Origin of the sequence: Kitasatospora sp. NPDC056138 (assembly GCF_042264695.1) — a bacterium.
Classification (GTDB): domain Bacteria; phylum Actinomycetota; class Actinomycetes; order Streptomycetales; family Streptomycetaceae; genus Kitasatospora.
This window is the reverse complement of the sequence record NZ_JBHJVK010000032.1, coordinates 65,219-91,659: the sequence shown is the minus strand read 5'-3', so window position 1 is coordinate 91,659 and position 26,441 is coordinate 65,219. Positions and strand designations below refer to the sequence as shown.

Sequence of the window (26,441 nt, the reverse complement as noted above, 5' to 3'; positions counted from 1 at the left end):
CTCCCACGGGAGTCGCCGGGCGCCGGGAGCCTCACCAGCAGGCGGGCTCGACAGTCACCGGCTCAGCGGCCGTTGAAGGCGTCCTTCAGCCGCGAGAACAGCCCCTGCTGCCCCGGCGCGAACTGCCCGGAGGGACGCTCCTCGCCGCGCAGCGAGGAGAGCCTGCGCAGCAGGTCCTCCTGCTCGGGGTCGAGCTTGGTGGGCGTCTGCACCTCGACGTGCACTATCAGGTCGCCCCGGCCGCCGCCGCGCAGGTGCGTGATGCCGCGCCCGTGCAGCGGGATGGACTGCCCGGACTGGGTGCCGGGACGGATGTCCACCTCCTCCAGGCCGTCCAGGGTCTGCAGCGGCACCTGGGTGCCGAGCGCGGCGGCCGTCATCGGGATGGTGACGGTGCAGTGCAGGTCGTCCCCGCGCCGCTGGAAGGTCGGGTGCGCGGTCTCGGCGATCTCGACGTAGAGGTCACCGGCGGGGCCGCCGCCGGGGCCGACCTCGCCCTCGCCGGCCAGCTGGATCCGGGTGCCGTTGTCCACACCGGCCGGGATCTTGACCGTGAGGGTACGGCGGGCGCGGACCCGGCCGTCGCCCGCGCACTCGGGGCACGGGGTCGGGACGACCGTACCGAAGCCCTGGCACTGCGGGCAGGGACGGGAGGTCATGACCTGGCCCAGGAAGGACCGGGTGACCTGGGAGACCTCGCCCTTGCCGCGGCACATGTCACAGGTCTGCGCGGAGGTGCCGGGTGCGGCGCCCTCGCCGGAGCAGGTGGTGCAGGTGACGGCGGTGTCGACCTGGAGCTCCTTGGTGGTGCCGAACGCGGCCTCCTCCAGGGTGATCTCCAGACGGATCATCGCGTCCTGGCCGCGCCGGGTCCGCGAACGCGGGCCGCGCTGGCCGGAGGCGGCGCCGAAGAAGGCGTCCATGATGTCGGAGAAGCCGAAGCCCGCCGCACCGGCGCCGAAGCCGCCCGCTCCACCGCCGCCGCCGTTGGGCGACAGCGGGTCGCCGCCGAGGTCGTACACCTGCCGCTTCTGCGGGTCGGAGAGCACCTCGTAGGCGGCGTTGATCTCCTTGAACCGCTCCTGCGTCTTCGGGTCCGGGTTGACGTCCGGGTGCAGTTCGCGTGCCAGGCGCCGGAACGCCTTCTTGATCTCGTCCTGCCCCGCATCCCGTCGGACGCCGAGTACCGCGTAGTAGTCCGTGGCCACCAAATGCTCCGCTTGTTCCGCCTGTAGAAGTGCTTGCGACTGGTCACCGCCGGTTCAACCAGCGGCCTCTCTTACGACTCGGCCAGGATCTGACCCACGTACCGTGCCACCGCTCGCACCGCCCCCATTGTGCCCGGGTAGTCCATCCGGGTCGGACCGATCACCCCGAGTTTTGCCACACTCTGGTCGCCGGAACCGTAACCGACCGAGACGACAGAGGTGGAATTGAGCCCCTCGTACTCGTTCTCGTGACCGATCCGGACCGTCATCCCAGCATCCGCCGTCTCACCCAACAGGCGGAGCAGGACGACCTGTTCCTCCAATGCCTCCAGCACCGGCTGGATGGTGAGCGGGAAGTCGTGTCCGAAGCGGGTCAGGTTGGCCGTGCCGGCCAGCATGATCCGCTCCTCGTTCTGCTCGGCCAGCGTCTCGAACAACGTGGCGAGCACCACACTGACCGTCGGGCGGTCGTCCGGCTCGAAGGCGCCCGGGAGCTCCTCCAGCGCGCCGGGGACCTCGGGCAGCGGCCGGCCGACCGCGCCGGCGTTGAGCCGGGAGCGCAGATCGGCCAGCACGCTCTCACCGACCGTGCCCGGACAGTCCACCAGCCGCTGCTCGACCCGGCCGGTGTTGGTGATCAGCACCAGCATCACCTTGGCCGGGGCCAGCGCCACCAGCTCGATGTGCCGCACCGTCGACCGGGACAGCGAAGGGTACTGGACCACCGCGACCTGTCTGGTCAGCTGCGCGAGCAGCCGGACCGTACGGGCCACCACGTCGTCCAGGTCGACCGCGCCGTCCAGGAAGTGCCGGATCGCCCGGCGCTCCGGCGCGCTCATCGGCTTGACCTCGGCCAGCCGGTCGACGAACAGGCGGTAGCCCTTGTCCGTCGGGATCCGGCCGGCGCTGGTGTGCGGCTGGTGGATGAAGCCGTCGTCCTCCAGGGCCGCCATGTCGTTGCGCACGGTGGCCGGGGAGACACCCAGGTTGTGCCGCTCGACCAGGGCCTTCGAGCCGACCGGCTCCTCGGTGCCCACGTAGTCCTGCACGATCGCGCGCAGCACGGCCAGCCTGCGCTCGTCCAGCGGACGGATCTCGCGACGGTCGAGGCGGCGCGCGTCTGCCTTGCGCTCGTCAGCACTGCGCTCGCTGTACACGGCACGCACCTCCGTCTTCGTCCGTTGAACCGATGGCTGCCCGGCTCTCTTGGCACTCTGGAAGGCAGAGTGCCAGAACCGTACCTGCCAGTGTACGGCCCGGGTCCGACGGCAGGAACGGGCCGCCCCGGTGATCCTTGCCGGATCTCCGGTGTGAAGTCGGTGCCCCGGGGCTCCGCGAGTGGCAGCATCGAAGGCGAGCGACGGCAACGAAGGAGCAGAGATGTCGGCTTCATCCCAGCACTCCCGCTTCGCACCCGACCGCGGCCTGACCGGGCGGATGGTCGTCACGATGTTCTTCATCGGGCTGCTCTATGTCGGGTTCACGGGCGTCCTGATCGTCCTGCTGCGCGGGGCGTGGCCGTTGATCGTGCTGATCTCCGGCGGCCTCTTCGTGGCCCAGTTCTGGTTCAGCGACAAGATCACCGAGCGGGCGATGGGCGCCCGGTCGGTGACCCCGGAGCAGTACCCGCAGCTGCACGGGACCATCGACCGGCTCTGCGCCCTGGCCGACATGCCCAAACCCCGGGTGGCGGTCGCCGACAACGACATGCCCAACGCCTTCGCCACCGGCCGCAATCCGCAGAACGCCGTGGTCTGCGTCACCACCGGGCTGCTGCGCCGGCTGGAGCCGGAGGAGCTGGAGGGCGTCCTCGCCCACGAGCTCTCGCACGTCGCGCACCGGGACGTCGCCGTGATGACGATCGCCGGATTCCTCGGCGTGCTCGCCGGGGTGATGACCAGGATCGCCCTGTACGGCGGCTTCATCGGCGGCGGCAACCGCAACAACAACGACAGCAACGCGGCCATCGCGATGCTGATCATCCCGCTGGTCAGCATGGTGGTCTACGCGATCAGCTTCCTGCTCACCAGGCTGCTCTCCCGCTACCGCGAGCTGGCCGCCGACCGGGCCGCCGCCCAGCTCACCGGCCGGCCGAGCGCACTGGCCTCGGCGCTCACCAAGGTGACAGGTCAGATCGCGGCCATCCCGAGCAAGGACCTGCGCCAGGCGCAGCCGTACAACGCCTTCTACTTCGCGCCCGCGCTGAGTGCCCGGGAGACCGCGAGCCAGCTGCTGTCCACCCACCCGTCGCTGGAGCAGCGGCTCGCCCAGCTCGCCCGGATCTCCGCCCAGCTCGGCCGCTGACCGCACCTCGAAAGGACCACCGTGGGATTCCTGGACGCCCTCTTCGGCCGCACCAAGCCGGTCAGGCCCGATCTCGACCAGCTCTTCGCCGTGCCCTCGGCGGCGCTCACCCTTCAGGCGGCGGCCGGGTTCCGCCCGACCGGGCTCGGCTCGGTGTGCTTCGCCGCGGTGGAGGGCGGTGCGTTCGGCGAGGTGGAGCGGCAGGTCCGGGCGCTGCTCGACGCCGACACCGGGCGCGGCGGCGCGCCGGTCGAGGCCAGCCAGGACTCCTACGGCTACTCCTGGCTGCTCGCCCGGCACACCCCCGAGGAGCTGCCGGAGCTGGTCAACGACCTGCACGCGGTCAACAGTGAGCTGGAGGCCAACGGCTTCGGCCCGCAGCTGCTCTGCTCGATCGTGGCCTTCCGCAACGAGAGCGGCCAGCCCCTGGGCCTGGTCTACCTCTACAAGCGCGGCACCTTCTACCCGTTCGCCCCGCTCCCCGGCGAGAAGCGCAACAACCCGGTGGAGATCCAGGTCAAGGCGATGCTCGCGGACGACCTGCGGATCGAGCCCGACCTGTCCCGCTGGTTCCCGGTCTGGGGTGCCCCCGGCCTCTGACCTCGGGCCGGGCCGGGGGCTGCCGGGAAGCTGCCGACGGGCTACCAGGTGAAGGCCGCCTCCGCGTTGGAGAGGTAGTGCTGGATGTCGTGGAACCCGAGCCAGGCCTCCCACATGGTGCGGGAGGCCCCGTCGCCCCACGGGTTGCCGAGGCAGATCCGGCCCCCGGGGACGTCGACGTCCTTGACGAAGTAGGCGTGGCTGGTGGCGAGCCGGCCACCCATCAGGGTGTCCCGGTCGCTGCCCTGGCCCTTGGTGCCGACGGTCACCGCCTGGCCCCGCGCCTTGCGGTCGGCGATCTCGTGGATCACCCAGGGCGAGCTGATGTCGATGTCCTGCACGGGCCTGGCGGTCAGGAACGCGAGCGCCCGCGCGGCGAGACCGCCGTGGGCGATCTCCTCGTACCCCCGGTACCACTGGGCCACGGCCTTCTCGTAGTAGCCGGGCCAGGTCTCGGCGTAGCGCGGGTCGCTGCTGTGCCCCTTGGCCCCGTACAGGCTGTTGCCGACCATCGGCAGGTCGGCGACCACCGTCACGTCGTACGGCCGGCCCTTCTCGTACAGCGTGAAGGTGACCGAGCCGTTGGCCTCCTGGCGCAGATGGCGCGGGGCGTAGGCCGGGTTGGCCTGCAGCACGGCCTGCATGGACGTCAGCATCCAGCAGGTACCGAACCGGCCCTGGTCCATGTCCTGCCAGCTCATCGCCTCCGTGGAGGCCGAGACCCGCTGCCAGTTCTCGGTCAGGTACGTGCCGTCGACCTGGGCGAACGGCCCCTCGGGGAGCACCCAGCCGGCGGTCCTGCCCGCACGCTCGTCCTCCGGCAGCAGCCGGTACGTCGGCTGGCTGCACGGCATCGAGTCGCCGATCAGCATCGTCGCGTACGGACTGACCGTGCGCAGCAGCCAGTTGAAGACCTCCTGCTGCCGGTAGAAGTCGTACGCCTCCTCCTCGTTCGCGTCGGTGACGTGCATCAGCTCGTCCCAGCGCAGCAGCCCCTGCGGGCCGAACCGGCGGATCACCAGGTCGAGTTCGGCGGGCGGCAGCGGCACCAGCAGGTTGCCGACCTGGTCCAGCAGCGGACGGGCGCCGAAGCGGTCGGTGTCGGCGAAGAGCGCCTCCCAGGCCTGGCGGCCGACCGCTTCGACCCGGGCCGGGTCCGGCGGCGGGCCGGGCGGCTGCCAGGGGAGTTCCACCACGGGGTGACCGTCGGGGACGTACTTCAGCCGCTCCAGGCCGACCTCGTCGGTGAACGCCTTGGTGATGTTCACCACCGCCATGACCTCGCGGCCGAACGGGAGGTAGCCCGCCACGTTGTTGGCCGCCTGCTGCCAGTTGTTGCGGTGGTAACCCACGTGCCCTCCCCCGTCGCGTGCCCGTGCCTCGCCCACGGGCGACCAAGAGGATACGAGGGTTCCCCGACACCTGTACCGGCGGGGGCGGCGCCCCGCCTCGTGCGCCCGCTCCCTGACACCGCACCAGGTTTCATATAGTCGGCCGCATGCACAGCAGGCAGTACGGACCCGACCTGACCCCGCCGTGGAAGCGGCAGCAGCCCGCGCCGGAGGTGGCCGCCGAGCGCGACCTGGTGGTCGAGGAGGTGAGTACGGGGTTCTGCGGGGCCGTGGTGCGGTGCGAGAAGACCGCCGAGGGCCTGACCGTCACCCTGGAGGACCGGTTCGGCAAGCACCGGGTCTTCCCGCTGACGCCCCGTGGCTTCCTGCTGGAGGGCCGGGTGGTGACACTGGTCCGCCCGGCCGCCCCGGCGCCCGCCCGGCAGGGCGCCGGGGCGGGGGCGGGGGCGGGGCGCACCGCCTCCGGTTCGATCGCCGTGCCCGGCGCACGGGCCCGGGTGGCCCGGGAGTCGCGGATCTACGTCGAGGGGCGGCACGACGCGGAGCTGGTCGAGCGGGTCTGGGGCGACGACCTGCGGATCGAGGGCGTGGTCGTGGAGTACCTGGAGGGGATCGACGACCTCCCCGCGATCGTCGCCGAGTTCGCCCCGGGGCCGGGACGCCGCCTGGGCGTCCTGGTCGACCACCTGCTGCCCGGCACCAAGGAGCAGCGGATCGCGGCCCGGGTCACCGGCGACCGCGTGCTGGTCGTCGGCCACCCGTACGTCGACATCTGGCAGGCCGTGAAGCCGGGCAGCGTCGGCATCCCGGGCTGGCCCGCCGTCCCGCGCGGCGAGGTGTGGAAGGAGGGCATCTGCCGCCGCCTCGGCTGGCCGCTCGACACCCCGGCCGCCTGGAAGCGCATCCTCGCCTCGGTCCACAGCTACAAGGACCTGGAGCCGCAGCTCCTCGCCAAGGTCGAGGAACTGATCGACTTCGTCACCGTCCCGGAAACCCCTTAGCGGCGAGGGGCCCGTCCGCAGGGGCGCGGGCCGTCTCCACCGCCCCCGGGACGGCCGGCCGGCCCCTGCCGGAGGCCCGTCGGTCAGTCGACCAGGTCGCGGACCACCGCGTCCGCCAGCAGCCGCCCCTGGAGCGTGAGCCGGGCCCGCCCCGCACCGAACGCACCCGCGTCCAGCAGCCCGTCCGCCAGGGCCCGCTCGGCGGCGCGCCGGCCGTCGGCGGCGAGCAGCGAGAGCGGGCAGCCCTCCCGCAGGCGCAGTTCGAGCAGGATGCGCTCGACCCGGCGGTCCTCGTCCGGCAGGACCTCGCGGCCCTGCGCGGGGGTGCGCCGCTCGGCCAGGGCCTGGGCGTACGCGGCGGGGTGCTTGGCGTTCCACCAGCGCACACCGCCGACGTGGCTGTGCGCGCCGGGGCCCGCACCCCACCAGTCGGCGCCGGTCCAGTAGAGCTCGTTGTGGCGGCACCGGCCCGCGTCGGTGGTGGCCCAGTTGGAGACCTCGTACCAGGAGTAGCCGGCGGCGGAGAGCGCCTCCTCGGCGATCAGGTAGCGGTCGGCGTGCACGTCGTCGTCGACCATGGGGAGTTCGCCGCGCTTGATCCGGGCGGCCAGCTTGGTGCCGTCCTCGACGATCAGCGAGTACGCCGAGACGTGGTCGGGCCCGGCGCCGATCGCGGCGTCCAGCGAGGCCCGCCAGTCGTCGTCGGACTCACCGGGGGTGCCGTAGATCAGGTCGAGGTTGACGTGCTCGAAGCCCTCCGCCCGCGCCTCGGCGACGCACGCCTCGGGGCGGCCCGGCGTGTGGTGCCGGTCGAGCAGCGTCAGGACGTGCGGGCGGGCGCTCTGCATGCCGAAGGAGAGCCGGTTGTAGCCGCCCTCGCGCAGCTCGGCGAGGTAGGCGGGGTTCACCGACTCCGGGTTGGCCTCCGTGGTCACCTCGGCGTCGGCGGCCAGACCGAACTCGTCCCGGATCGCCGCCAGCATCCGCACCAGGTCCCGCGCGGGCAGCAGGGTCGGCGTGCCGCCGCCGAGGAACACCGTCCGCACCGGCAGCTCGGCGTCGCCCAGGACCCGCCGGGCGTGCCGGATCTCCGCGATCAGGTTGTCGGCGTACGTCTCCTGGGAGGCCACCGCGCCGGACGAGCGGAGCTCGGTGGCGGTGTAGGTGTTGAAGTCGCAGTAGCCGCACCGGGTGGCGCAGTACGGCACGTGCACGTAGAAGCCGAACGGCCGCCGGCCCAGACCGGCGAGGGCGTGGTCGGGCAGGGAACCGTCGGACGGCACGGGTTCGCCGTCGGGGAGTGCGGAGGGCATGCCCCCATTGTCCGGTACGGCTCACGACACCCTGAAATCAGGACCGGAGCCGGACCGGACCGGGTGGCGTCACGCCTCGTTGGCCCCCTGGTACATCTCGGCGACCGCGTCGGCGTAGACCCGCTCGACCACCGGGCGCTTGATCTTGAGGCTCGGGGTCAGCTCACCGTGCTCGACGTCCAGGTCGCGCGGGAGCAGCGAGAACTTCTTGATCGTCTGCCAGCGCTGGAGCTCGGCGTTGACCTTCCGGACGTAGCCGTCGACCAGTTCCCTGACCTCCGGGGTGGCGACCACCTCGGCGTACGACCTGCCGCCGAGGCCTCGCTCGCTCGCCCAGGGCATGATCACGCCCTCGTCCAGGGCGATCAGCGCGGTGCAGAAGTTGCGGCCGTTGCCGATCACCAGGACGTTGCTGACGAACGGGCAGACCGCCTTGAACTTGCTCTCGATCTCGGTGGGGGCGACGTACTTGCCGCCGGAGGTCTTGAAGACGTCCTTCTTGCGGTCGGTGATCCGCAGGTAGCCGTCCTCGACCAGCTCGCCGATGTCACCGGTGTGGAACCAGCCGTCCGGCTCCAGCACCTCCCGGGTCTGCTCGGGCAGGTCGTGGTAGCCGCGCATGACACCGGGGCCGCGCAGCAGGATCTCGCCGTCCTCGGCGATCCGGACCTCGGTGCCGGGCAGCGGCAGGCCGACCGTCCCGATGCGGTAGTCCTCGGCCGGGTTGACGTTGGTGCCCGCGCTCGTCTCGGTCAGGCCGTAGCCCTCCAGGACCGGCACGCCCGCGCCCTTGAAGAAGTACCCGATCTCGGGGGCCAGCGCCGCGCTGCCGGACACCGAACCGCGCAGCCGCCCGCCGAAGGCGGCCCGGATCTTGGCGTAGACCAGCTTGTCGGCGACGGCGTGCTGGAGGCTCAGCGCGAGGGGAGCGCCGGCCTTGCCGGTGGCGACCAGGCTGGCCTGGGTGGCCCTGGCGTAGTCGCGGGAGACCTTGGCCGCCCACAGGAAGATCTTGTACTTGGCACCGCCCTCCGCTCTGGCCTTCCCGGCGATGCCGTTGTAGACCTTCTCGAAGATGCGCGGCGCGGAGCACATCACGGTCGGCCTGATGGCCGGCAGGTTGTGGATGATCCGGTCCACCCGGCCGTCCACGGCCATCACGTGGCCGGTGGCGATCTGGCCGGAGATCATCGCCTTGCCGAAGACGTGCGAGAGCGGCAGCCACATGAACTGCACGTCGTCGGAGCGCAGCAGCCCGCTCTCCTGCTGGGCCACGCCCTGGTACGCCCAGCAGTCGTGCACCAGGCGCACGCCCTTGGGGCGGCCGGTGGTGCCGGAGGTGTAGATCAGGGTGGCGAGCTGCTCCCGGTCGAGCGCGTCGACCGCCTTGGTGACCGCGTCGGGGTGCTCGGCGAGGTACTCGCTGCCGCGCCGCTCCAGCTCGGCCAGGGTGAGCACTTCGAGGCCCTCGTCCTCTGGGCGCTCGGCGGTGCCGTCGAAGAGGACGACGAACCGCAGCTCGGGCAGCTTCGCGCGCTCGGCGACGGCCTTGGCGAGCTGCGCGGCGTTCTCGGCGAACAGCACCGTGCTGGCGGAGTTGGCCAGGATGAAGGCGGTCTCCTCGGCGTTGGTGCTGGGGTAGACCGTGGTGGTCGCGGCGCCCGCGCACATGTTGCCGAGGTCCGCGATGATCCACTCGACCCTGGTGGAGGCGGCGATCGCGACCCGCTCCTCGGGCCGGACGCCGAGCGCCATCAGCCCCGCCGCCACCGCCTTGACCCGCTCGGCCGTCTGCGCCCAGGTCAGCGAGCGCCACTGCTCGGCGCCGGGTGCGCCGTCGGCGGCGTGCTCGTCCAGGGGCGCCGGGAAGCGGTACGCCTCGGCGTCCGGAGTGGCCGCGACCCGGTCCAGGAAGAGGTGGGCGACAGAGGGCGGACGTCGCTCGATCATGGTCTGCGCGGTGCTCAACGAGGACCTCCGGGGGCGGGTGGCCGAGGGTGAGGGCGGTGGCTGTGGGGGCAGGCCGACCGGCCCGCCTTATTAACTTGCCAGTAACAAGAGGGCAATACGCAGCCTAGGGGTAAGCGCGCCATTCCGTAAGAGGGTTCCGCAGGCTGGCACACCGACGGACCTGCAGTGCAGCCTCACTGCGGGGTGGTGGTACGGATGCACACGAAACCTGCCCGACCCCGGGGCGCCAGAGCCCCGCTCCGCCCCACTCGACTTTAGTCGATTTCATGATCGGCGGGCGGGTGTTCGCCGGCCCCGTGTGAGGTTCGCGAAGCCGATCGCACGGCCGGTGCTGTGGGCACTGGGGCGGGGCGAGGGCACCGCCTCGCGCACCCGGCCGGCCATCGCCCTGGTCACCGACCTCGCCACCGCACTGCCCGAGCGGACGATCGACGTGGTCGCCGACGCCGCCCACCACCACGAGGACGTCACCGCCCTGCCCGAGAACGTGACCTGGACCTTCCGACTGCAACGCAACGCTGTCCTGACCGGCCCCACCCCACCCAGGACCGGCCAGCCGGGCCGCCCCCGCAAGATGAGGCGGCAAGCTCGGCACCCCCGGCCAGGTGCCCAGGACGCTGACGACTGGGCGACGGCCCGGGGCAACCGCTACGGCACCCTGGAGAGCGGCCCCCGCCCTGCGTGTCGGGCGGGGGCCGGCGTGAGCGGCTCGCGGTCAGTGGTGCGCGGCGGTTCTGGCGTTGGCGGCGAAGTTCAGCGGGTCGCAGGCGTGGCAGCCGAGGCGGTCGCTGTTGTGCGCGGAGTCCAGGGCCCGGCGGCGGCGGTCGAGGATGACCTCTGGCGACTCCTCGTGGAGGCTGCCGAAGCCGATGGTGCGGCGCTCCTCCCAGGCGATGGAGTTGCACGGCAGCACATGGCCCGAGGCGTCGATGTAGAGCTGGCCCAGCTCCACCGCGCAGGAGCGTCCCCGGACGGCGGTCTCGGTCGGCCGCGAGGTGCGGACCTCGGCGAGCGGCAGCTCGGCGAAGCCGGACGGGATGGGGCTGATCAGGGTGGGGGCCGGTCCCGGTGCCGCGCTCAGCTCGGCGACCGTGGCCGCGAAGCGCCTGCGGGACTCGTCGGTCCAGCCCCTGGCCATCGGCCCCTTGACCGGGATCAGGTGCCACAGGTCCATGCTCGGCCAGAACGGCAGGTCGACGAAGGCCGCCAGGTCGTCCGCGTTGGAGGGCATGAGCACCGTGTTGACCTGGCAGAAGACACCGCGGGCCGACAGCCGGGCGAAGACGTCCGCGATGACCTGGTCGGAGAAGGCGGGCAGCTTGCGCCAGTTGGCGTGGCGCTCCGGATCGGCGTGGTCCCGGGAGAGCACCACCTTGGTCAGTCCCGGGGAGTCGAGGAGCGCGTCGTAGGCGGGGTCCAGGACGGTGCCGTTGGTGATGAAGCCGAAGTCCAGACCGAGCTGGGCGGTCAGCTCCAGCAGGGCGTCGAACTCCGGGTAGGTGACGAACTCGCCGCCGGTGAAGAGCAGTCGCCGCCAGCCCTGGTCGGCCAGTGCGCGGACGGTGTCGAACACGGCCTTGGGCGGCAGGATGCTGTCGTCACGCCAGCTCAGGCACATCGGACAGCTGGCGTTGCAGGGGTTCTGCAGCGAGAGGTAGGCGGTGCCTTCCTCTCCTGCTGGGTCGATCGAGGTCAACGGACCTTCCCTTCAGCGGATTTGGCGGCGGCGCGGGGGCCCGGGCCGAGCCGGGCCGGGGCCGGCATCACAGGCCTCCGTTGGCCGGCAGGACCTGGCCGGTGACGAAGCCGGACGCCGGGGAGAGCAGGAACATGATCACCGCAGCGATCTCCTCCGCCTGCCCCAGACGTCGCAGCGGGATCCGTTCGGCCAGCCGGGTCTCGTCCAGGGACTGCCCGCTGTCTACCGCGCGGCGCAGGCCGGGGGTGTCCGTCGGGCCGGGGGCGACCGTGTTCACCCGCACGCCGCGCTCGGCCAGTTCGCGGGCCAGCACCGTGGAGGCCGCCTCCAGCGCGGCCTGCGAGGCGGCGTAGGCGGCGGTCCCGGCGCTCAGGTGGCGGGCCGCCCCCGAGGTGACGTTGACGATCGCCCCGCCGGACGGCAGGCGGCCGCCCACCGTGCGGCAGAGCTCCATCGGGGTGAAGAGGTTCACCTCGAAGGTCTCCCGCCAGTGCGCGCGGTCCGCGCCGTCCAGGGACCGGGTCTGGCGCAGCGACGCGTTGTTGACCAGGTACCGGACGGGCGTGCCGGCGCGGTCCAGCTCGGCCAGCACGGCGTCCACGGCCTCGGCGTCGCCGAGGTCCACCAGGTGGTTGCGGACCCCGGGCCCCCGTGCCGGGGAGCGCCCCAGGTTGATCACCTCGCCGCCGGCCAGGGTGAAGGCGCGGCACACCGCGGCTCCGATCCCGGCGCCGGCGCCGGTCACCAGGAGGGTGGAGCCGGCGGCCCAGCCCGGATCCCGAGGGGCCGCCGGCATCGCTCGCTCAGACATGACCGTCCTTCAGATCCGCGGTCCGGCCGACGAGTTCGGCGAAGTCCTGGAACGGCCACAGGGTGACGCCGACCAGCCGTCCCCACTGGTCGCGGCAGCGGTGGGCGATCTCCTCGGTGTAGACGGCGTGCCGGGCCACCACCGGCTCGTCGACGAGCGCCGCGGCGTAGAAGCGCTCCAGCCACGGATGCTCGACCAGGGCCTGCTCGGCGCGTGCGGGGGTGTCCAGCGTGATGGCGACCCGCTGCCAGGCGCTGACCGCGTCGTCGTCGATGTGCTGGAGCCGGGCGTGCGGCGACACCTTGGGGAGCTGCTCGCGCAGCAGCAGCGCGGTGTCGACGCGCACCCGCGCCAGCTCCTCGAAGACGTCCAACTGCGGTTCCAGGACGGCGGCCTGGAACTCCGTCATCAGTGACTTGCCGCCGATCTCGTGGGCCAGGAATCGTCCGTCGGGCACCTCGCGCAGCCCGGCGTGCCGGATGGCCTTCGCCCGCTCGTACACCTCCGGGTCGGCGGCGGCGAACATGCCGCCGTCGCCGCAGCTCACCGGCTTGGAGGTGTTGAAGCTGAAGGCCGCGCCGTCGCCCAGCGAGCCGATCGGGCGACCGCCCAGCCGACCGCCGAGCGCCTGGGCGGCGTCCTCCAGCATCAGCAGGCCCCGCTCGGCGCAGAACGCCGCGACCCGGCCGGCGCCCGAGGGGTTGCCGAAGGTGTGGACGAAGAGCACCGCCTTGGTGCCCGGGGTCAGCACCGCCGCCACGTGCTCGGGCTCCGGGTTGAAGGTGGCGTCGTCGACGTCGCAGAGCACCGGCCGGGCGCCGGTGAGCAGCACGGCCTGGGCGGTCGCCACGAAGGTGGAGCTGGGGATCACCACGTCGTCGCCCGGTCCGATGCCGTGCGCCCGCAGGGCCAGTTCGATGGCCGAGGTGCCCGCGTTGGTGGTGAGGCAGGGCACGCCGAGGAGCTCCTCGGCGCGGGCCTGGACCGCGTTGACGAACCGTCCGCGATAGATGTTCCACTGCTTGCTGTCGACCAGTCCCAGGAGGTTCTCGCGGATCCTTGCCTCGATGCGCTCCTGGAGGCGGTGTTGGGTCGTCACCACTGGGGTCCCCCTCAGAATTCGGTCGAGTCCGGGTCGGGCCACTGCTCGCAGAGCCCCTGGAAGTAGGCGGGCAGCGACTCCGGCGCGCGCTCGCGCATCACCGTCACCCCCGCGCCGAACGGCAGGTCCAGCATCTGCCACTGCGGGTAGCGCTCCTCGATCTCCAGGAGCAGCTTGCGCGGGCCCGACCACTTGGGGTTGGCGCTGCGGCTGACGGTGTCGTGGAAGATGATCGTGCCGCCGGGCGCGAGGCGGGGCGACATCAGCCGGAAGTCGGTCTCCACCGGCTCGTAGAAGTGTCCGCCGTCGATGAACAGCAGGTCGATCGGGGGAAGTTCCGCGCAGGCGTCGGTGGCCGAGAACTCCTCGGTGGTCATCTGGTGGTGGACGATGTGGTCCTCCACACCGAAGGACGCGAACCAGGTGCGCACCCGCTCGGCGTCGGTCCAGAAGTCGTCGTCGAACGAGGGGTCGACGAAGTTGATGGCGGGCGCGTTGCGGTCACGCTGCGCCTTGGCGAGCAGGATCGGCACGAAGCCGCGCCCCGAGCCGATGCTGAGCACCGTGCGCGGCTCCAGCGCCCGGGTCAGGCCGTAGTAGAGCCAGCCGAGCCCGAGGCTGTCGCGGTGCGCGTCGCGCACCTCGGCGGACGCGTCGCGGCCGCCCCACACGGGGGGACCGGCCGGCAGCATCGCGTGACCGGTGCGGTTCGGCTCCATCTCCTTGTGGGCCAGGAAGGCGGATACCCAGTTCTCGTCCATATGTTCCTCTTCTCAGCGCTCTACTTTGTTGAAGGTCGATTTGCCCAGCAGCATCCGGCCGACGGCATTGGCCGCGCCGAGCGATTTGAAGGCCACCGCCAGCGGGATCCGCCCCCGGGTGGAACGGGCCGCGGTGCCGGTCTCGGGCGGGCTGGTGCGCCGCAGCGCCTCCGCGCCCAGCTCGTAGTAGCCGTACATCAGCCCCGTCAGCGCCGCCGGTCCCCGCCAGCCGACGCGGCGGTGGGCACCCACCGCGGCGAGGGCGAACACCGCGGGGCGGCACAGCCACCTGCCGGCCACCGCGGTGTGGGTGAGCACGGGCAGGACGGCCTGGGGGCTGAGCGAGCGCGGTGTGTACCAGCGGAAGAACTGCAGGGTCCCCGAGTACCAGAAGGTGTGCTGGCGGACGAGGCCCCCGTGGGTGGTCGGCGACTCGCAGGAGTCGTCGAACGGCACCGGGTGGACGGCGATGCCCTCCCTGGACAGCGCGAAGCCGATCTGGATGCCGTCGCACGGCCCGGTACGGGGGAACCCGCCGACCGTCTCCAGCGCCCGCAGGTCGAAGAACTCGCCGTGGCCCATGCAGTACGGCGGGAACGGCAGCGTGCGGCCGGCCGCGATCCGGTCGCGGGAGGCGAGCATCCGGGGGATCTCGAAGGCGTAGTTCCACAGGCTCTGGTAGACCGCGTTGGCGTGCAGCAGCCCGCGCCCCCCGGCCAGGGCGGCGCCGTTGGCCAGGTAGGTGACGGTCTGCTGGAACGCCAGCGCCTGCGGGTTGCGGCTCACTTGGTCGTCGATGTAGGCCAGCGTCTGCGCCTCGGGACGGGAGTCGGCGTCGTAGACGCCGACCATGACCCGGTCCCCGCGCCGCCGCTCCTTGACCTCCTCGCGCACGTGCTCCAGTGCGGCGTTGAGCTGGAGGCTGCGGCGCTGTTCGCGGCCGCCGTGCGTGACGACGGTGATCGGCGCGCCGTCGGGGTGGTGCTTGGCGTACTCCTCCACCACCTCGGCGGTGGTGCGCTCCCCGGTCTCCTTCACGTCGACGGCGACGATGATTTCGAACCGGTCCGCGGGGTAGTCCAGAGCCCGCAGGTGGGCCAACGTGCCCTCGATGACCTGCTGTTCGCGCAGCGCCGGGATCAGGAGGTAGACGTAGGCCGCGCCGGGCCGCTCGTCGGGCCGCCGGGCGGCGAAGTCCTCCCGGCTGCGGCGCTTCCACTGGGCCGAACGCACGATGTTGCGCGCTCCGGCGGCCGTGCCGCCGAGCACCGTGGCCAGGGCGGCCCACTCGGCCAGGGCCATCGCGCCCCGGGCTCGCGACGGACGGCTGCGCACCCCGCTCACCGCGAGCCCGCCCAGGCGCTCAGCTCGGCCGCCGCGCCGACCACGGCGTCGGCGAGCCCGGCGACCAGGTCGCGGGGATAGGCGTCCTCGACGTACTCCAGGAAGACCGCTCCCCCGTTCGGCCCCGAGCGGGTGTTGACCGTCAGGACGGGATCGCGGCGCACGCCCGGGTGCGGCGTCGGGTGCAGCGCGGTCAGCTGCAGATCGGGGGCGAAGGAGATCACGGGGGCCTCTTGTCGGTGGTGGAACAGCAGGTAGGGGCGATCGCGCAGCCGCTCGACCTCCGCGGCGCGGCCCTCGGCGCGCAGCCGGTCCAGCGCGGCGGCCAGCGGCGGGGGGTCGGTGACGAGGCGTACCAACTGGCGCCGGGCGTCCTCGAACAGGTCGCCGGGGTCCGCGCACCGGGCGCGCTCGAAGTCGACGAAGGCCAACTCGGTGAGGCAGCCCATGGTCGTGTCCGTCCCCGGGAGGTGGCGCCCGGACTGGGAGACCTGGAAGCCGAAGCGTTCGCCGTCGACGACCGCGGACACCGCGCGGGCCAGCACGCTCAGGAAGAAGCAGGCGGGCGTGATCCCCTGGGTGGCCAGCCACGCCTCGGCCACCGGTCCCACCGGGGGCAGCTCGCGTTCGACCGTGCCGGTCCGGCCGGTCGCCCGCGGATCGTAGCCGGGGTGGGCGGGCAGCGGCAGCGGTGGCCGGAAGCCGGCGGCGTACAGCCGCTCGACGGCCCGGTCGACGGCCGCCTGCCCGCCGGGGGCGGCGTACCGCTCGGCCTGTAGGCGGGCGTAGTCCTGGTACTGGGTCACCGGGCCCAGCGCGGCCGTGCCGAGCCCGCGGGCCCGGCCGTACAGCACGGCGAGTTCGGTGGTCAGGATCTCGGCGGACAGCTCGTCGAAGGCGATGTGGTCGACGGCCAGCGCGAGGACGTGCTCGGTCCCGCCGTCGGTGACCAGCAGGCCCCGGACCACCGGGCCCTGGGTCAGATCGAAGGGCAGGCGGCCGAACCCGAGATCGCCGCGCATGGCCTCGATCTCGCCGTCGTGCCGGGCCTGCGGCAGCAGCCGCACCTCGAGCGGCCAGCGGCGCCCGGCCGCCGGGGCGACCACGCCGACGAAATCCGGGGCCTCGCGATAGCGTGTGGCCAGGATGTCATGACGGACAGTCAGCGCGTCCAGGGCGGATCGCAGCGCCGCCACGTCCAGCGGGCCGCTCAGCCGGTGCAGGGTGAGCACCGGCTGCGTGCGGCCGTCCGCCGCGGCGCGGTTGGCGCGCAGCCGGGCGCGCTGCTGCGGCGCGAGCTGGGTGGTGAACTCACCGGTGGGCGCGGGCCCGGCGGCGGGTGACGGCGCCGGGCGCAGGTCCGCCGCGGAGGCCGCCGCGACGTCCACCGCGCGGGCGACCTGGGCCACGGTCGGCGTGTCGAACATGACCGCGAGCGGCAGTTCGACCCCGAGCTGCCTGCGGATCCTGGCGACCACCCGGGAGGCGCCGATCGAGGTGCCGCCGCAGGCGAAGAAGTCGTCGTCGGGGCCGGCCGCGTCCAGGCGCAGCACCTCGCACCAGATCTGCGCCACCTGGCGCCCGGTCGGGGAGAGCCTCGGCCCGGGCTGTGCGGACGCGGGCTGTGCGGACGCGGGCGGCGCAGGCGCGGGCGGCGGCGGGAGCAGGCGGCGGTCCACCTTGCCGTTCTCCTTGAGCGGCAGGCGGTCCAGCCACACGTACTGCCCCGGCACCATATAGCCTGGCAGCAGGCCCGCCAGGTGCCCGCGCGCCTGCGGGACGTCCAGCGGCGCGTGCCCGGTGCGGGGCACCAGGTAGGCGACCAGGCGCTGATCCGCGCCCGGCTCCCGCACGGCGTGCACGAAGGCATCGGCGACCGCGGGGTGGCGGCGCAGCGCGTGCTCGATCTCGCCGGGTTCGATCCGGTGGCCCTCGATCTTGACCTGGTCGTCGATCCGTCCGGCGAAGACGATGGCCCCGTCCGGACGGCGCCGGCCCAGGTCACCGCTGCGGTAGAGCCGGCGGCCGGGTGTGCCGTCCGGATGGGGGACGAACTTCTGCTCGGTCAGCTCGGGACTGCCCGGATAGCCGTGGGCCAGTCCGACGCCCCCCAGCCACAGTTCGCCCACCTCCCCGTCCGGCACGGCCTGGCCGTCCTCGCCGACGAGGTGCACCTCCGCGCCGGCGATCGGCCGGCCGATCGGCACGGGAGAGGCGACCGGGCGGTCGGGGTCGATCGGGTACGCGGTGACGGCGACCGTGGTCTCGGTCGGACCGTAGAGCTCGACGAGCCGGCAGAGCGGAAGTGCCAGGCGGGCCCGCTCCAGGTGCTCCGCAGAGGCCGACTCACCGCCGGTCATGAGCAGCCGCACGCCGCGCAGGGCCTCCAACTCCTCGTCCACGACCAGGTGGAGCAGCGAGGCAGTGAGGTAGAGCGTGTTGACCGAGAAGTCGTGCAGCACCTTGCCGAGGTCCGCCGGGGAGAGTCGCCCGGGCGGGCCGATCACCAGCTCACCGCCGTTGAGCAGGGCGGCGAAGATCTCCAGGACGGAGGCGTCGAAGGAGAGCGGGGAGTGCTGCAGCACGGTGTCGCCCGGGCCGAAGCGGGCGTACTCCTGGTCGCGCACCAGGCGCACCACCCCGCAGTGCGGCACCGAGACGACCTTGGGGCGGCCGGTGGTGCCGGAGGTACAGAGGACGAAGGCGGCCTGCGTCGATTCGGCCGGCCCCGGTGGCGCCTCGGCGGCGGGTCCGGCGGCGAGGAGCTCGGCGAGAGCGGCGACCTGGATGCCGGCGCCCGGCGGTCCCGCGTCCGCGGCGGCCTCGTCGACGACGGCCAGGGTGACGCCCGCGTCGGCCAGCAGGTCCGCCGTCCGGGCGACCGGGTCCGCCGGGTCCAGGGGGAGGTAGGCCGCCCCGGCCGCGAGCACCCCCAGCAGGGCGAGCACCGCCGCGGTGCCGCGCGGAGCGCGCAGGGCGACCACGTCCCCGGGGCGCACGCCCTTGTCGTGAAGGGCTCCGGCGACGCACGCGACACGCTCCTGGAGCTCGCGGTAGGTCAGTCGGCCGGACGCGTCGCGCAGGGCCGTCGCCTCCGGTGTCCGGAACGCCTGGTCGGCCAGTGCCTCGGGTATGGAAAGCAGAGCAGGGGGCATCTGCTGACTCTCCTTCGGATTGATTTCGCCGCAGGACTCCGCGACTTACTCGCACGCCCGGAAGGGCATGCCCTGGTGGGCGCAGATGAATGCTGGATTTGGCAAGCCCTGGCGGGGACAGAAGAATGCTGGATTCGGCAAGCCCTGGTAGGGACAGAAGAATGCTGGATTGCGCAAGATCCAGATGATGCACAAAGAGTTCGACGACTCACCAGTTACCGAGGCATTGCCTATTCCTGATTGATCATAAGAGATCCGGTGATGTCGTCAACCCCTAACAATCACGCAGTCCGAGCACCCGGCACCCCACCATGTGCGGCGGCGGGCGGCGCGGGTCGGCACGCCGAACTACCGGACATCACGGGATCATTGCCCCGAGCGGGGGAAGCCCGCGCCTCAGATTGTGGCCTGCGTCACATCTCGGGGCGAACCTGGCGCCGTGTCAGCGGAGAAGTTATGTTGATCCACAGGCTGCCACCCTGACTTCTCCTGATGAATCCGTTGTTTCCGCGGTGCAAGCACCTTTACGGGACACGCCCTGCCAGCGCATCCAGGGAAAACGGATAGTCATTCCCGGGCGGTCCGCCGGAGAACTGATTCGCACGCGTTCCGGCCGGATTCGGCGAAACGGCCCGATCGACTCGCCATCGAATCCGCGAAGACACCGGTCGGCGCTCGCGGAAGCCCTCCCCCGAAGCCGGCCGTGCGCCGACCTGGTCCCCCGTCCGCCGTGCCCGACCCGCCGCCATCGCCGCGAACCGCCCGAACAGGAGAAGAACATGACAGTCAATCAGGCCAGGGCGACCGGCGACGGTCGTCGGACCCCGCTGTCCGTGGGGCAGCAGGCGATGTGGGTCGCGTGGCAGATCGACCCGGACCAGTGGACGCACATCATCCCGCTGGCCTTCGACGTCCAGGGCGGCCTGGACGTCGGACGGCTGCGCACCGCGCTGAGCGCGGTCACCGAGCGGTACCCCCACCTGCTCGGCCGGGTCGTCGAGTCCGGCGGCGGCACCCCCGTGCTGGACTGGTCGGCGAGGCCGGCCGTCCCGGTGCGCGAGCGAACCACCACCGAACCGGTGGAGCGCGCCGCGCGCACCGGCTGGCAGTACCCCTTCGACCTGCGCGGCGGACCTCTGATCCGCGCGGACGTCATCCACCACCCCGAGGGCACCCTGCTCCTGATCGCCGTCCACCACCTGGTCTGCGACGGTGCGTCGGTGCTCACCCTCCTGCACGCGCTGGTCCGCGCCTGGGCCGGCGAGCACCTCGGGGAGCCCGACGAGGTGGCGCTGCTGGAGGCGTCCGCCGAGCGCTCGCACGCGCTGGCCGAGGGCCCCGAGGGCGAGTCCCACCGGGAGTACTGGCGCGGCTTCCTCGCCGACCCGCCGTCCTTCGAACTACCCGCGCCCCTGGAGCCGACCGGCTACCAGGTCCTGGGCAGCACGCTGGACCCGGGCCTGCTGGACCGGGTCGCCCGTGTCGCCGACGAGCTGGGCGTCAGCCGCTTCACCGTGATGTTCGGCGCCTTCTTCGTCCTGCTGCGCCGCTACGGCGGGGAGGACCGCCTGCTGGCATCCGCCCCGTTCCACGGACGGGGCCTGCCGGGCACCGAAGGCCTGGTCGGCTACTTCGTCAACGCCCTGCCGATCGTGCAGACGGTCGCCGGATCCGACAGCTACGCCTCGCTGATCACTCGGCTGCACCAGGACATGCGCGCCTGCGTCCGGCACGGCGACCTGCCGCTGCCGGCCATCATGCGCGCCGCGGGCCTCACCGGTCCCGACGCCCACACGCGCACCCACCAGGTGGTCTTCCAGTGGTGGGACGCCGGCCGGCACGCCCACGTCGACGTGCGCGCGTTGCGGCTCACCGACCCGGCCGGGTCGGTGAGCGTGCTGCGCCTGCGTGAGCTGGAGAGCACCGCGGACTACCGGGCGACCCTGATGCTGCGCGGCGACAAGGGCGGCCTCTCCATGCTCTGGAAGGACCCGGCCGGCACCGTGGGGCCGACCCTCCTCGCCGCGATGGCCGCGGACTACCTCGCGCTGCTGGAGGACGTCTGCGCGAGCCCGGAGCGTCGCGTCTCGGAGCTGGCCGCCGTGCTGGACCGGCAGCCCCGGGACGCCGCCCAGGCCGCTGCCCTGCCGGACGAACTCCCCTTCAGTTGGGACGAACTGACGGCCCCGGGCCGTCCGGGCGCACCGACCCGGACGGCCGCCCCCGTACCCGACGGGGTGACGGCGCTCGTCGTCGACCAGGACGGCAACCGGGCACCGCTCGGTGTGCCCGGACGGCTGTGGCTGGACGGCGGCCCCACCCCGTTCGCGGGAGGCGGCAGCCTCCTGGACGAGCACTCCGGCGGGACCGCGGTGCGGACCGCGCTGCGCGCCCGGGCACTGCCCGGCGCGCGCCTGGAACTCCTCGGCCCGGCCGACCCGGCTGCCCCCGCCCAGCAGGCCGACACCCCGCCGCAGTCCGCGAGCGGTCCGGCCGCGACCACCGCCCCCGCCTGCCTGGACGCGCTGGCCGAGGTCTGGGGAGAGGTCCTGGACATGGAACCGCCGGACGCACAGGAGTCCTTCTTCGAACTCGGCGGCCACTCCCTCCTGGTCGGCATGCTCGTCACCCAGGTGCAGGAGGAGCTCGGCGTTCAGGTCACCCTGCGCGACGTGTTCGACAACCCCCGGCTGGGCGAGCTGGCCGCGCTCATCGACGAGCGGCTGGCCGCCGCCGCACCGGCCCAGGCCCCCGACGGCCCGGCGCCCGCCGCCCGGCAGACCCCCGCCTCCGGCTTCCAGGAGCGGATCTGGCTGGCCGAGCGCCTGGACCCGGGCCGCGCGGTCTACAACATCGTGCTGGCCTGGCAGGTCCAGGGACGGCTGGACCCGGGCACCCTGGAGAAGTCGCTGGCGGCCCTGGTGGCCCGGCACGAGATCCTGCGCACCCGGTTCCTCGACGACGACGGCCGGCTGGTCCAGCGGATCGAAGGCCCGTGGTCCCCCCGGCTCGAACACCACGACCTCGGCCACCTGCCCGAGCAGGAGCGCGCGCAGGCCGTCGAGCGCTGGCTGCGCGAGGCCGCGCGCACCCCGTTCGACCCCGCCGCCGGGCGGCTGGTCCGGTTCGCCCTGGTCGAACTGGACCACGACACCCAGGCCCTGCTGGTCTGCGCCCACCACCTGGTGCTGGACGGCGAATCGGTCCAGGTGCTGGCGGCCGAACTGGCCGCGGGCTACCGGGCCGTGCGCGACGGCCTGCCGGACGCGCCACCGCCCGCGCAGTACCGGGACTTCGTCGCGGCGTCGCAGGACCCGCGGGTGCGGGCCACCGCCACCGCGGCCGTCGACTTCTGGGCCGGCCGACTCGCCGGCGCCCCGGCCCGCCTGCCGCTGGCGCCGCCGACGCCGATCCAGCCGGACGAGGCGTTCGTCCTGGAGCTGCCGGACGATCTGCTGCCACGGCTGCGCCAGGTGCGGACCGCGCGCGCGACCTCCTGGTTCATGATCGCCGCGACCGCCGTCGCCGCCGCCCTCCACCTCCTGACGGACCAGCGCGACGTCACCTTCGCGGTGCCGGTGGCGGATTCGGCCGGCGGCACCTTCCCCGGTCTGCTCGGTCCGCGCCTCAGCACCGCGATCCTGCGCTCCCGGCGGGAACCGGGCCAGACGCTCGGCGACCTGCTGGACGCGATGCGTGAGACGGTACTGCTCCTCGGCGACCACCCGGGCGCACCACTGGAGGAACTCATCACCCGCCTGGCACCGCCCCGCAGCGCCACCTCCACCCCGTTCGCGGACGTCATGCTCAACCTGAACCTCAGGTCCGCCGTGCCGCTCCCGATCGGGGACGGCCTGATGACCCCGCTGCCCTCCGACGAACGGTTCGGCTACGAGGCCAAGTTCGGGCTCACCATCACCTTCGTCGAGGAGCGCGGGCGGCTGCGGGCCGGGCTGTCCCACCGCGGCGACCGCTTCGACGCGGCGGACGTACGACGTCTGGGCCGGTGGCTCACCGCACTGCTGAGCGCGTTCGCGGAGCAGCTCGGCACGCCGGTGGAGGAGCTGGCGCTGCCGGATCCGCCGCGCTGAAACCCCATCGCCGTGGCCGGACCACGCCCCGCTCGCGTCCGGCCGCCCCGTCCGAACGACCGTCCACCCGGCCCTCCCGGGCCGCCTCACACCTCAGGGAGCACCATGTCCGGGATCACCGGCTGGGTCGACCGCGGCCGTGACCTGACCCACGAGGGTCCCACCGCGGCCGCGATGACGGCCCGCAGCGTCCGCGGCGGTCACGGCGACCGGCAGTGGAGCAGCCCGCACGCCCTGCTCGGCCACAGCGCCGATGCCATGACCCCCGCGGGAGCGCAGCCCGCCGTGGCGGAGGAGCACGGCCGCCCGATCGCCGCGATCACCTTCGACGGCGTGCTCTACAACGCCGCGCAGCTGCGCTCCGCACTCGCCTCGGACGGCCGGACGAGGCCGCCGGCGACGGACGCCGAGGTGGTCCTGGACGGCTACCTGCGCTGGGGCTTCGCGGTTGCCGAGCGTCTGGAGGGCCTGTTCGCGTTCGCGGTCTGGGACGTCAGGACCAGCGAACTGGTGCTGTGCCGGGACCGGTTCGGGGTCAAACCGCTGAGCTACCTGCCGCTGCCGGACGGCGCGCTCTTCGCCTCCGAGGTGGCTGCGCTGAGCGCACATCCGCTGGTCGGCGACGAACTGGACGCCGAGGGCCTCTGCTCGATCCTCGCCCAGGTGCGCAGGCCGGGCCACGCGGTGCTGCGCGGGCTGCGCGAGGTCCGTCCCGCGCACCTGGTGCGGTTGCGCCCGGAGGGCGTGAGCGAGCACCGGTACTGGTCGCTGGAGGCGCGCCCGCACACCGAGGACCTGGCCTCGACGATCGAGACGACCCGCGGACTGCTCGGCGAGGCGATCGCGCGCGAGGCCGGCGCCTCGCCGGCCGCCGTGCTGCTCTCCGGCGGCCTGGACTCCAGCGCGCTCACCGGCCTGGTGGCAGAGCGGGCGGGGGCCGGGCCGCGGACCTTCACCGTCTCGTTCGGCGACAGCGCGGCCACCGTGCCCGACCGGCCGTTCGCCCAGGCGGTGGTGGAGCGGCTGGACTGCGACCACCGGGAGGTCCTGGTCGACCCCGTCACGCTGACGGACCCGCTGACCCTGGACGCGGTGCTGGCCGCCAAGGACTTCCCGTCACCGTTCGGGGACAAGAACCTGACGCCCTACCTGTTCTACCGCCAGGTCGCCGCGCACACGCCGATGGTGCTCAGCGGCGAGGCCGCCGACGCGGTCTTCGGCGGCCTGATCAGCGACCAGGAGCGGTCCTCGACCGAGCACCGGACGTTCCCCTGGATCGAGCGCGCCCGCGCCTTCGGGCTGGCGAACGGGATCGGCAACGACCTGTTCGACCGGGACCTGCTGCGCGACGTCGGCTTCGCCGACTTCTGCGCCGAGCGGTACCAGGAGGCCCAGCAGGAGGTACCGCACCTGCCCGGCGCCCCCGCCGACGACCGGCGGGCCCGCGAGATCGACCACCTGCACATGACCCGGCTCTACGAGCAGGCGGTGAACCACTCCGAGCGGCTGGGCGCGGCCGCCGGGCTCCAGGTCCGCTTCCCGTTCTCCGACCACCGGCTCTTCGACTACCTGTACAACGTGCCCTGGCGGATGAAGTCGTTCGACGGCCGGGACAAGAGCCTGCTCCGGACGATCGCCAGGGACCTGCTGCCCGCCTCGGTGCTGGACCGGCCCAAGGTTCCGTTCCCGATCACCTACCACGCCGGCTACAAGCAGTCGCTGGCCGACCGGCTGCGGCAGCTCCTGGAAGACGTGGACGCGCCCGTACGGCCGCTGCTCGACCTGCCCAGGAGCTGGCAGGTCGTGAACGACCCGCGCCAGCTGGACCGCGGCGGCTGGCTGGGCCGGGCCGACACCGAGATGGTGCTGCAGCTCGACGGCTGGCTGCGCACCCGCCGGATCCGGCCGGCCCTGTGACCGCCTGCGCCCCCCGCGCCGCCGGTCCGGCCGCGGCGCGCTCCGCATCCGCCCACCACCAGGGGAAGGCCACCCGACGATGACAGAACCCGCCCTCGGTGACGACCTCCTGGTCCACCGCCTCTTCGACCAGCAGGCCGCCCGCCACCCCGACCAGATCGCGGTGCGCGACTCCCGCGGTGAGCTGACGTACGCCCGACTCGCCCACCGGGCCGGGCAGTTGGCCGCGGTCCTGCACGAGCGCGCTCCGCGCCCCGGCTCCCGGATCGGACTGCACCTGGAGCGCGGCGCCGAGGTGATCGTCGCCATGCTCGCCGTGCTGCGGAGCGGGCACACCTACGTACCGCTGGACCCGGCCTACCCGGCGCAGCGGCTGCTCTTCACCGCCCGGGACGCGGAGCTCTCCCTCGTGGTCTCCGACCAGCCGCTGCCCGCCGAACTCGCCGCCCTGCCGCTGGTACGGCTGGACACCCTGGTGGAGCCGGCCGTCCCGCTGCCGGTGCCCGCGCCGCCGGTGGACCCCGGCACGCCGGCGTACGTGATCTACACCTCCGGTTCGACCGGCCTGCCCAAGGGCGTCCCGGTCCCGCACCGCAACGTGGCCGCGCTGATCCGCGCCTGCGCGCCACGCTACGAACTGCGCCAGGACGACGTGTGGACGCTCTTCCACTCCTACTCGTTCGACTTCTCGGTGTGGGAGATCTGGGGCGCGCTGCTCAGCGGGGCGACCCTGGTGGTGGTCCCGCAGGCGGTGGCTGCCTCACCCCACGCGACCCTGGACCTGCTGGTGCGGGAGGGCGTCACGGTCTTCAACGTGGTCCCCTCGGTCTTCCGCTACCTGGCGCGGGTCGCCCGCAGCCGCGGCGCCGTCCCGCCCGCACTGCGCTGCGTGGTCTTCGGCGGCGAGTCCATCGACGTCCGGGACGTCCGCACCTGGCGGGGGGCGGCCTTCGGCCGCACCACCCGGTTCGTCAACACCTACGGGATCACCGAGGCCACCGTCTTCGTCACCTACCGCCTGCTCACGGACGAGGAACTGGACCGAGCGCCGGACGCGCCGGACGGATCCGCCTTCGCGTCGGACCTGGGTGAGCCGCTGGACGGCTGGGAGGTGCGGGTCGTCGACGAGGACGGCGCGGACATCCGGCCGGGCCGGACCGGAGAGATCCTGGTCTCGGGCGCGGGCGTCGCCGCCGGCTACCTCAACCGGCCGGACCTGACGGCCGAGCGCTTCCCCGACCTGCCGACCCCCGACGACGGCGTCCGCCGCCACTACCGCAGCGGCGACCTGGCCAGGCTGCTGCCCGACGGCACGTTCTGCTACGCGGGCCGAGCCGACGACCAGGTGAAGATCAACGGCTTCCGGATCGAGCTGGGCGAGGTCGAAGCCCGCCTGCGGGACGCCCCCGGCCTCCGCGACCTGGCGGTCGTCCGAACCTTCACCCGCCTCGGCGAGCCCCAACTGACCGCCTACTACACGACGGCCCAGCCCCCCGCGGCCGCTCCCGGACCGAGCACCGACGCGGAGCGGGAGGCGGAGCAGGAGGCGGCGACGAACCGGCTGATCGGCCACGCCCACCTCGTCCTGCCCGCCCACATGGTCCCCGGCCGGTTCGTCCAGCTGGCCGAGCTGCCGATCAACCCCTCCGGCAAGACCGACCGCCGCGCCCTGGCCGACCTCCCCCCGACCGCCCCCCGAACGCGAAGGAGCAGCTGAGCCCGACACTGACGAACGACGACGAGCCCTGTGCCGAGCGCCCGGCACACGCTGACGCCCCCCTGCAGTATTCAGCGGACCAACAGCTCTCGACT

At 73.0% G+C, this 26,441-nt stretch carries 17 protein-coding genes; 6 read left to right on the top strand and 11 right to left on the bottom strand.

Annotation, left to right across the window (positions count from 1 at the left end; genetic code table 11):
* Positions 1 to 62: 62 nt before the first annotated feature.
* Both dnaJ and hrcA read right to left on the bottom strand, forming a co-directional pair.
* Positions 63 to 1,208 (bottom strand): molecular chaperone DnaJ, encoded by a 1,146-nt coding sequence (dnaJ, locus tag ACFC1R_RS20430; RefSeq protein ID WP_375940473.1) that lies wholly within the window; start codon positions 1,206 to 1,208, stop codon positions 63 to 65.
* A 71-nt stretch (positions 1,209 to 1,279) separates the two neighbouring features.
* On the bottom strand, positions 1,280 to 2,293 hold the full coding sequence (gene hrcA / locus ACFC1R_RS20425) for a heat-inducible transcriptional repressor HrcA (protein WP_375940478.1): 1,014 nt from the start codon (positions 2,291 to 2,293) through the stop codon (positions 1,280 to 1,282).
* 295 nt (positions 2,294 to 2,588) lie between these two features.
* Between hrcA and htpX the strand changes: the two genes are divergently transcribed.
* Together htpX and ACFC1R_RS20415 are read left to right on the top strand one after the other, a co-directional pair.
* Positions 2,589 to 3,512: a zinc metalloprotease HtpX gene (htpX, locus tag ACFC1R_RS20420; RefSeq protein ID WP_375940471.1), complete on the top strand. Its 924-nt coding sequence runs from the start codon at positions 2,589 to 2,591 to the stop codon at positions 3,510 to 3,512.
* Positions 3,513 to 3,533: 21 nt separating this feature from the next.
* Entirely contained in the window at positions 3,534 to 4,112 is a 579-nt protein-coding gene (locus tag ACFC1R_RS20415; protein ID WP_375940469.1) for a hypothetical protein, read from the top strand.
* Positions 4,113 to 4,153: 41 nt separating this feature from the next.
* Here the strand turns inward: ACFC1R_RS20415 and ACFC1R_RS20410 are convergent, their stop codons facing one another.
* Positions 4,154 to 5,464, bottom strand: coding sequence for a C2 family cysteine protease (locus tag ACFC1R_RS20410; RefSeq protein WP_375940467.1), 1,311 nt, complete (start codon positions 5,462 to 5,464; stop codon positions 4,154 to 4,156).
* A 146-nt stretch (positions 5,465 to 5,610) separates the two neighbouring features.
* Between ACFC1R_RS20410 and ACFC1R_RS20405 the strand changes: the two genes are divergently transcribed.
* Positions 5,611 to 6,465 (top strand): DUF3097 domain-containing protein, encoded by an 855-nt coding sequence (locus ACFC1R_RS20405; protein WP_375940466.1) that lies wholly within the window; start codon positions 5,611 to 5,613, stop codon positions 6,463 to 6,465.
* 83 nt (positions 6,466 to 6,548) lie between these two features.
* On the opposite strand, the gene hemW is transcribed toward ACFC1R_RS20405, so the two are convergent.
* The 8 genes from hemW to ACFC1R_RS20365 all read right to left on the bottom strand — a co-directional run bounded on the left by hemW (position 6,549) and on the right by ACFC1R_RS20365 (position 18,621).
* Complete coding sequence (hemW, locus tag ACFC1R_RS20400) at positions 6,549 to 7,778, bottom strand: radical SAM family heme chaperone HemW (RefSeq protein ID WP_375940464.1); 1,230 nt, start codon at positions 7,776 to 7,778, stop codon at positions 6,549 to 6,551.
* Positions 7,779 to 7,847: 69 nt separating this feature from the next.
* Entirely contained in the window at positions 7,848 to 9,746 is a 1,899-nt protein-coding gene (locus ACFC1R_RS20395; RefSeq protein WP_375940462.1) for an AMP-dependent synthetase/ligase, read from the bottom strand.
* A gap of 718 nt (positions 9,747 to 10,464) precedes the next feature.
* Positions 10,465 to 11,445 (bottom strand): radical SAM/SPASM domain-containing protein, encoded by a 981-nt coding sequence (locus ACFC1R_RS20390; RefSeq protein ID WP_375940460.1) that lies wholly within the window; start codon positions 11,443 to 11,445, stop codon positions 10,465 to 10,467.
* 67 nt (positions 11,446 to 11,512) lie between these two features.
* Entirely contained in the window at positions 11,513 to 12,259 is a 747-nt protein-coding gene (locus tag ACFC1R_RS20385; protein ID WP_375940458.1) for an SDR family NAD(P)-dependent oxidoreductase, read from the bottom strand.
* Positions 12,252 to 13,358: a DegT/DnrJ/EryC1/StrS family aminotransferase gene (locus ACFC1R_RS20380; protein ID WP_375940456.1), complete on the bottom strand. Its 1,107-nt coding sequence runs from the start codon at positions 13,356 to 13,358 to the stop codon at positions 12,252 to 12,254. Before ACFC1R_RS20380 ends, ACFC1R_RS20385 begins: the two co-directional genes overlap by 8 nt.
* Positions 13,359 to 13,372: 14 nt before the next feature.
* Positions 13,373 to 14,122, bottom strand: coding sequence for a class I SAM-dependent methyltransferase (locus ACFC1R_RS20375; RefSeq protein ID WP_375940454.1), 750 nt, complete (start codon positions 14,120 to 14,122; stop codon positions 13,373 to 13,375).
* 12 nt (positions 14,123 to 14,134) lie between these two features.
* Complete coding sequence (locus ACFC1R_RS20370; RefSeq protein ID WP_375940452.1) at positions 14,135 to 15,457, bottom strand: glycosyltransferase; 1,323 nt, start codon at positions 15,455 to 15,457, stop codon at positions 14,135 to 14,137.
* Between the two features lie 5 nt (positions 15,458 to 15,462).
* A complete protein-coding gene (locus ACFC1R_RS20365) occupies positions 15,463 to 18,621 on the bottom strand; it encodes an amino acid adenylation domain-containing protein (RefSeq protein ID WP_375940450.1) in 3,159 nt (1,052 codons plus the stop codon).
* Between the two features lie 779 nt (positions 18,622 to 19,400).
* Here ACFC1R_RS20365 and ACFC1R_RS20360 point away from each other — a divergent pair.
* The 3 genes from ACFC1R_RS20360 (at position 19,401) to ACFC1R_RS20350 (ending at position 26,346) form a co-directional block, all read left to right on the top strand.
* Positions 19,401 to 22,712, top strand: coding sequence for a condensation domain-containing protein (locus ACFC1R_RS20360; protein ID WP_375940448.1), 3,312 nt, complete (start codon positions 19,401 to 19,403; stop codon positions 22,710 to 22,712).
* 105 nt (positions 22,713 to 22,817) lie between these two features.
* On the top strand, positions 22,818 to 24,629 hold the full coding sequence (gene asnB / locus ACFC1R_RS20355; protein ID WP_375940446.1) for an asparagine synthase (glutamine-hydrolyzing): 1,812 nt from the start codon (positions 22,818 to 22,820) through the stop codon (positions 24,627 to 24,629).
* 79 nt (positions 24,630 to 24,708) lie between these two features.
* A complete protein-coding gene (locus tag ACFC1R_RS20350; protein ID WP_375940444.1) occupies positions 24,709 to 26,346 on the top strand; it encodes an amino acid adenylation domain-containing protein in 1,638 nt (545 codons plus the stop codon).
* The last annotated feature ends 95 nt before the right edge of the window (positions 26,347 to 26,441 follow it).